At 60.5% G+C, this 5,230-nt stretch carries 5 protein-coding genes and 2 pseudogenes; 3 read left to right on the top strand and 4 right to left on the bottom strand.

The genetic code is table 11. The annotated features are described in order from the left end of the window. Positions 1-92, bottom strand: a pseudogene (locus LH128_RS33175) (IS5/IS1182 family transposase); the annotation flags it as partial. A gap of 239 nt (positions 93-331) precedes the next feature. Here LH128_RS33175 and istA point away from each other — a divergent pair. Both istA and LH128_RS06145 read left to right on the top strand, forming a co-directional pair. After that, on the top strand, positions 332-1,582 hold the full coding sequence (gene istA, locus LH128_RS06150) for an IS21 family transposase (RefSeq protein ID WP_037518056.1): 1,251 nt from the start codon (positions 332-334) through the stop codon (positions 1,580-1,582). Beyond that, entirely contained in the window at positions 1,582-1,923 is a 342-nt protein-coding gene (locus LH128_RS06145; protein WP_008828726.1) for an ATP-binding protein, read from the top strand. The genes istA and LH128_RS06145 overlap by 1 nt, the downstream gene beginning before the upstream one ends. Before the next feature lie 16 nt (positions 1,924-1,939). Here the strand turns inward: LH128_RS06145 and LH128_RS06140 are convergent, their stop codons facing one another. Both LH128_RS06140 and LH128_RS33170 read right to left on the bottom strand, forming a co-directional pair. Further along, entirely contained in the window at positions 1,940-4,009 is a 2,070-nt protein-coding gene (locus LH128_RS06140) for a recombinase family protein (protein WP_008828725.1), read from the bottom strand. Next, positions 3,993-4,163, bottom strand: coding sequence for a hypothetical protein (locus tag LH128_RS33170; RefSeq protein WP_327195078.1), 171 nt, complete (start codon positions 4,161-4,163; stop codon positions 3,993-3,995). Before LH128_RS33170 ends, LH128_RS06140 begins: the two co-directional genes overlap by 17 nt. A gap of 291 nt (positions 4,164-4,454) precedes the next feature. Here LH128_RS33170 and LH128_RS06135 point away from each other — a divergent pair, with 291 nt between their 5' ends. After that, positions 4,455-4,997 carry an ATP-binding protein gene (locus LH128_RS06135; RefSeq protein WP_442800357.1) on the top strand — a complete coding sequence of 181 codons (543 nt, stop codon included), beginning with the start codon at positions 4,455-4,457 and terminating at the stop codon, positions 4,995-4,997. A gap of 60 nt (positions 4,998-5,057) precedes the next feature. Here LH128_RS06135 and LH128_RS33165 read toward each other — a convergent pair. After that, positions 5,058-5,230, bottom strand: a pseudogene (locus tag LH128_RS33165) (IS630 family transposase); the annotation flags it as partial.

The following is a 5,230-nucleotide window of genomic DNA, read 5'->3' as shown; positions in this document are numbered from 1 at the left end:
GCCGCCAATTCCCACTCCCTGTCCGTCATATCGCTGGAATAGCGCAACCCTTTCCGGCTATGCTCCTGCCGGGCAATACCAGTCCATGCCATTGTTCACTCCATCTCTCGCAGGACGGCGTGAATCACAACATGCTGGTATTGCTCAACAACTTTCGGGGCGGGCTCTAACACTTAATGCCCGCGCCTGTGAGTGCTGGTCGTAATCTCCCCAAATGTGCTGGTTGAAAATTCCCCAGTTTGAGGACTGCGCCTGATCGGCATGGGGGCATGCCCCCATGCCGATCAGGCGGCACAATTATCCCTGCCGATGCCGAAGGAAGGGCGAGCAGGTGATAGGACTGAGGGAGGTCGTTTTGATCCAGGAACTCAAGAGACAGGGGCTGAGCATCAGCGCCATCGCGCGCCAGACCAGCCTCGACCGCAAGACCGTGAAGAAATATCTGGCCAACGGTCTGGAGGCGCCAACCTATTCGCCACGTAAACCCATAGCGAACGCCGTCGAGCCATATCGGGCCCATCTGCTGGCACGGTTAGAAAGCTATCCCGGCCTTTCAGCACGCAGGCTGCATCGCGAAATCCGAGAGATGGGGTTCAAGGGAGCCTATTCCTCCCTGACCGAATATCTGCGCGAGGTCCGGCCGCCCGTGCCCAAGACCTATGAGCGGCGCTTCGAAACTGCCGCCGGTGTACAGGCTCAGGTTGATTTTGCCGAATTCCAGACGATCTTCACCAGCGAGCCTGGTGTCGTGCGCAAGGTCTGGCTGTTCAGCATGGTCCTGGGGCACAGTCGGTGGCTTTGGGGGCGGTTCTGCCCGAACCAGGGGCTGGAAACGATGATGCGCTGCCATATCGCCGCCTTCGAAGCGATGGGGGGCTGCTGCAGCGAAATTCTCTACGACCGCATGAAGACCGCCGTCATCGGCGAGGACCCTGCCGGGGTGGTCACCTACAACGCCTCGCTGGTGGCGCTGTTGGCCCACTATGGCAGCGCCCCGAAAGCCTGCCAGCCTTACCGGGCCAAGACGAAGGGTAAGGTGGAACGGCCGTTCGGCTATATCCGGCAGGATTTCTTCCTTGGCCGCAGCTTTCGTGATCTCGACGATCTGAACGCCCAGTTCGGCACATGGCGTGCCGATATCGCCAATGCCAGGCAGCACGCGACCACCGGGCAGATCGTGAAGGAGCATTTTGAGCAGGAACAGCCTCATCTGCTGCCGCTGCCCGGCATGCGCTACGACACGGTCCTGACGGTCGAAAGGCGGATCAGCCGGGAAGGCATGGTCGCGGTGGCTGGCAATTATTACAGCGTACCCGATACCACTCGCCGCCGCGTGGTCGAAGTCCAGCATCACACGCATGAGGTGCGGATCTTCGAGGAAGGACAATTGATTGCCCAGCATCCCGTGATCGAGGGCAAGAACCGCAGGCGGGTCGAGCCCGGGCATCGCAAGGCACAGGCGGCGAAACCCGCACAACTCCTGCCCACAACCTCGGACAAGCCGGTCGGGCAGCGACCATTGACCTTTTACGGCGCCGTAGGTGATCGTCTGGCTGCTCTCAATGCCACAGGTGCTGCGTGATGTCAGTCTCCGACCGCATCCGGCAGAGCCTGCTGGCTCTCCACATGGCCCGTGCCCTGGAAACGCTCGATCACACGCTGGCCAGGCTGGAAAAGGGCGAAATCAGCGCGATCGAGGCCATCGACGACCTTCTGGCCGAGGAACTGAACTTGCGGGAGGGGCGGCGTATCGGCGTGGCATTGCGCACCGCCCGCCTCATGCCGGTCAAGACGCTTGAAAGCTTCGACTTCTCCTTCCAGCCTTCATTGGACCGGCATCGCATCAACGCACTCGCCCAACTCGAGTTCATCAACCGCGCGGAAGTTCTCCATTTTCTCGGGCCGCCCGATCCCACGACATAATACCCACCTCGCTATGTTATTGAAAAGTCATCGTCCTCTGGTCACTTAATTTTGATAGTGGACGCCGCATGCCGCTTTCAGCGTGATGCTTGATGTCTGGACGCTCAATATCGTCCCGCCGGATCACCCAAGGCGCCCCCTTGCAGTACTGCTCAGCGGGCAGATGGCCGGCACGGATCATGCGCAACACGGCCATTGGCCGTACTCCCAGCATCTCGGCGGCTTCCTGCATTGTATGTTCGCCACGCGTGACGCGTTCGCCCGCTTTGTAGACCTCTATCCCATGCTGATTGCGGAAGCTGCAAATGCGTGATTGCGTCCAACCGTTCTGACGCCCCGTGACCTTCCCGAGCCGGTTCAGGAGCGATGCAATATCTCTGTCGGGCAGCTGTCGTGCCAGCGTCCGGATGAGCGGTTCGAGATCGGGGGGCGAACTCCAGCGATGATGACCCGCCTTATTCTGCCTGACAGCGAGCGCGGTATGATCGCCGCCCTGCCAATGCACCATCATCTTGATCTGGTCGTCATCAATTCGCACGACGATCTCACGCACCACGGCGCGAATGATGCGCTTACGTGTGACACTTGTTGCCTTGGGGTGATTCCACGCTTCGGAGAGATCGGCACCCATACGGAGGATCTCGAGCCGCTCGTTATCATCCGATGCCTCTGGCTTTCTGCTGTCGAGCGCATCCAGCTCGGCCTGGCGCTCACGTACCAAAGTCAGAGCGACATTCCAGCGGCGCTCAAGTTCACCCGCTACGAGCCGGTTGTCGGGATCGACGGCATCATACTGGCGCTGCGCATGGGCTGCCTCATAGCGAGCCTGTTCGAGCGCCAGCGTCACTTGGTGCCGCTTCTCGTTGACCTGTTGGTTCGATGCCTTGACCGCTGTAAGCGCCGCTTCGATACCGAGCGGCTGAAGACGTTCGAGAACCTCGGCGCCGATCGCCTGATCGACGCGCAACGAACCGAAACCGATGCATGGGTCGGTTCCATGGTTGATGAGAGCGCCGCGACAGTTGTAGCGACCAGTGTTGCCGTTGCTACCGGAATAGCAAACGTGAAGCTTACGCCCACAATGACCACAGCGCAGGAGTCCACCGAGCAGAAGCTCGCCTTTGCGCATTGCGCCGCGGGGCATCATGCCCTTGCTTGTGGCGTTATCGGCGATCAAACGCTGGTTCCTCTCGAAATCCGCCCAACTGAGGTAACCCTCATGATGGTCTGGGATCAAGACCTCCCAGTCGGCCCGCTCCCGCCTGAAACCGCGGACGATCCGCTTGCGCCCCTCTTCGATGGTGACACGGCTGCAAGTGCGGCCAAATGTATAAGCGCCGCCATAGATCGGGTTAGTGAGGATGTGGTGAACGGTATTGTAAACAGGCAGCTTCCAGACAATCGATCGTCCTGCCTCACGTGTGTAGCAGATCGCTGGCAGCATGATCCCTTCGTTCCGGAGCGCGAGGTGAACCTGGCGAATGCTCTGCAGCTCGGAAAAGCGTTTGAAGACGAGTGCCAGAGCTTCGCGCACGCGTTGATCGGGATCCATCTCGATGCGATCATGCCGCGACTTCACATAGCCAACCGCGACCGTCAGGAAGAGCTCGCCGCGCCGTGCCTTAGCCTTGAGCGCCTCAAGTGAGCGGGCGCGCAGGATCGAGAGTTCGAGTTCGCTCATCGTTCCCTTCATGCCCAAAAGCATCCGGTCATTGGGATGACGCGGCTCATAGATGCCGTCCTCATCAATGATGATCGTACCGACGAGGCCGCAAAACTCGATCAGCGTGTGCCAATCGCGACCGTTGCGGGCGAGCCGCGACACCTCGATCGCCAGTACCGCGCCGACGCGACCTTCGCAGATAGCGGCCAGAAGCTTCTCGAAGCCAGGCCGGCTGACACCGGAGCCCGAGCGCCCGAGATCGTCATCGATAACGGTGACATCGCTCCAGCCAAGATCGCGGGCACGATCGGCCAAGCCATATTGGCGACGCCGGCTCTCCGGGTTGTTAGCGAGTTGGTCGGCTGTCGACTGGCGCACATAGACATATGCGCCGCGCGCAAAATGCTCAGGCAAAATCTTCATGGTCTGCCTCCTTCACTTGACTCGCTGCTTCCCTCAGCAGGGCCGAAATCAGCGGAAGGAGCCGTTCCTGCGCACCGACGGGAAAGGCTTTTACCGGCACCACGGGAGAGAACAGGTCTAGTTGTCGCGGCTTGCGCGGTTGCCTTTGCTGCATGGTCGTCTCCTCCACGACGCGAATCGTCGCGGAGCGATTTTAGGCAGTCATCGATCTCACGACGCAGATCGCGAAGGCACGCGAGCGAAAAACGTGGCATCTCCACTATCGCCATGGCCGACGCAGGTTCCTCGGTCATCCATACCGGCACCAGCGCCAGGCTGCCGTCAGGTTGGCGCCCGACATAAGCTGCCTCCCCGCAATAACGCTGCCTGCCAACGACAACGATCTTCTCGCTGAAGCGAGGGTGAAACGCATAGCAGACCTGCACCTCGCCACCGCTTCGCTGATATTGGGCATTATGAGCCCCGTTCGCCCGGTACGGGCAAATCCCATCTGGCCACCGCCATCGGCGTGGCAGTGGTCAAAGCTGGGCGCAGCGTTTATCGCTGCTCGCTGGCCGAGCTGATCGAAGCGCTCACCAAGGCGGAGCGCGAAGGTCGCCTGGTCGAGAAAATCCGCTTCTACACCCGCGCGTCGCTGCTGATCGTCGACGAAATGGGCTACCTGCCCATCACCCCGGGCGGGGCTAACCTCTTCTTCCAACTCGTCAACGCCCGCTACGAAAAGGGCGCAATGATCCTGACCTCCAACCGCGGCTTCGCCGAGTGGGGCGAAGTCTTTGGCGATCCCGTCGTGGCCACCGCGCTACTGGACCGATTGCTTCACCATGCCGTCGTCGTTCAGATCGAAGGCGCAAGCTACCGATTGCGGCAACATGCCGATCTGATCCCCGAGCATACACGCGCCCACGCCAATCTCACCCCGCCGCCCGCCCCGAGGCGCCGCGGCAGGCCGCCTAAAAATGGAGCTGTCGATCATCTCAATGGCTGATCACCAAATCCGCGCTGGGGATTTTTGCACCAGCACTTCTGAGGAATATTCGATCAGCATTTACACGCGCCTGACGGCGGCGATGATCTTATCTGGGTCTGCGGTCCAGACGAATGGCTTTGGGCTTTCATTGTGCTCGGCAAGGAAGCGGTTGATGGCCGCCTGGAGGTCGATGAGCGAGTGGAAGACGCCGCGTTTGAGACGGCGGTTGGTCAGCTTGGCGAAGAAGCCCT

This window comes from Sphingomonas sp. LH128, from assembly GCF_000293195.2.
GTDB classification, from domain to species: domain Bacteria; phylum Pseudomonadota; class Alphaproteobacteria; order Sphingomonadales; family Sphingomonadaceae; genus Novosphingobium; species Novosphingobium resinovorum_A.
The sequence above is the reverse complement of the archived record's forward strand: the minus strand, read 5'-3'. Positions and strand labels throughout refer to the sequence as shown.